The sequence below is a fragment of the Achromobacter sp. GbtcB20 genome, assembly GCF_019091095.1.
GTDB classification, from domain to species: Bacteria; Pseudomonadota; Gammaproteobacteria; order Burkholderiales; family Burkholderiaceae_B; genus Achromobacter; species Achromobacter mucicolens.
In genome coordinates, this window is record NZ_JAGXJZ010000336.1 from 1 (window position 1) to 349 (window position 349).

General features: G+C 61.3%; 1 protein-coding gene. It reads right to left on the reverse strand.

Features of this window, described 5'->3' with window-relative positions; all coding sequences use genetic code 11:
• Positions 1-211: 211 nt before the first annotated feature.
• The coding region (locus tag KVT32_RS29235; RefSeq protein WP_305864245.1) for an OmpW family outer membrane protein at positions 212-349 on the reverse strand (138 nt) is incomplete at its 5' end.

Consider the following 349-nt stretch of genomic DNA (forward strand, 5'->3'; position numbering starts at 1 on the left):
CACGCTTCATACTGGCTTTGCCGTTCATTGCGCACGGTGCGAGCGATACATCGCTGCCGCGGTCCACGGACACGTGCGTAACGCGTGGCACACAGTGCCCACCCTACGAAAGCATCGCGGCGAAGCCACATGCAGCCGATAACGCACGGACGAAAAAAGACCTGCAGGGTACGCACCCTGCCGGTTGTTCGCGTCAAACGCCGCGTCGTGCTTAGAACTTGTAGCCGACGGCCAGGATGACCGACACCGGATCCAGTTTCATGTCCTGGGTCTGGCCGGTCGAGAAGTTCGCCACCGTGCGCAGGCGGGTCTTGTTGACGGTCATGTCGACGAACCAGCGCTCGTTGAG